Raw genomic sequence first — 1,380 nt, forward strand, 5'->3', positions numbered from 1 at the left:
TAAATCTTTGTTTTGCATTCGTACAATTGTATGACGAATCAGTACAAATACAAAGGCAATACAATTGCCCGTAATCAGTGTAGCTGAAGAAGTTTGCTCTTTTAAAGTAAAACCAATTAAGATTGCAACTGCGAGATAAGGAAATATGACAAGAAGTTTCTTTCCAAATGTCGGATTAATAATAAAATAATTTCTTCTAGAAGATGCACTCCTTGGGATAGTAGCGGCAATGGCAATAAATAATAGAAAAACTCTATACAAACACCTTAATAATATGAGTGAACGATGTGATAAATCATCTTGTAAATAGAAATATAAGTAGTCCGTAATAGACAATCCAGTTAATACTAAGATGAAAATAAATAATTTACTTTTCGCATTAAAAATTGCTGGTCGAAAAATAAGACTAACTCCTAGTAAAAGAAGCAATAGATCTATAATCGGGAAAATAAATGAAAGAAAAACATCTCCAATTGATAAGAATAAAATATTTGCAGAAGGTTTATTAAATAGGTACCACTCTAAGGTGAAAATAGCAGTAACAACAATACATAAATCACAAATCAAATACGCCTTTTCCCATTTGTTACATTCCATCATAATTTTATAAAAGAACGCAAAGAGAAAGAAAAATAAGAAAAACAACAAAAATACATCAGAGATATTAAAATTTTGTATTGGTAATTCTATATTAAGTACTTGAAAAGCAGATATAAAATTCCCTATCAAGAAACACCCTATTGCAATAGTAATACAAGCCCAAAACACTCCTAACTTAACTTTTCTGGATACTATAGAATAGAGTAATGAAATAAGTAGAATAGTTTCAACAACTAAAGATGAGAGGCGTATATTAAAATCTGATACAAAATAAAGATTCGGAAAAACAAATAAAAATATAAAGCAAAAGCTTAAATAAGCTAATAGAGTCAATATTAATACATAAAATTGCACATGTGAATGTTTACGCAATATATTCACCTTCTTAAGTCTTTCATCATTTTTTATTAAATTTGTTTCTAATTATTATTCCTATTATAACCATTTCAAAAGATTTCTTTCAAAATAACTTATTGTTAGTCGAACTATTCATCTTTTTTTGTCCATAACTTTTTATAGATTCATTAAGGACTCTAACTAAAACACCGACTTATTTATAATTCTTAATAAGTCGGCGCCAGTATACACTATAAAACTAAAAATCATTACAAATAACAAAACTATACTTTAGCAATTTATCGTTTTCCGACAGAAGACTCCTTCCTCAAAAATGTGAAGGTGTAAAACACCAATTTTAGGTGGGAGATGAATGTCGGTTGGCATAAGCCAACATGTTTGCTACCATATCCTTGTACAGATTGCTCTTTGAAAACTGAAGAT

General features: G+C 28.5%; 1 pseudogene. It reads right to left on the bottom strand.

The annotated features are described in order from the left end of the window. A pseudogene (locus CER22_RS31075) lies at positions 1–972 on the bottom strand (GGDEF domain-containing protein); the annotation flags it as partial. Positions 973–1,380: the final 408 nt, after the last annotated feature.

Origin of the sequence: Bacillus sp. K2I17 (assembly GCF_002209985.1) — a bacterium.
Taxonomy (GTDB): domain Bacteria; phylum Bacillota; class Bacilli; order Bacillales; family Bacillaceae_G; genus Bacillus_A; species Bacillus_A wiedmannii.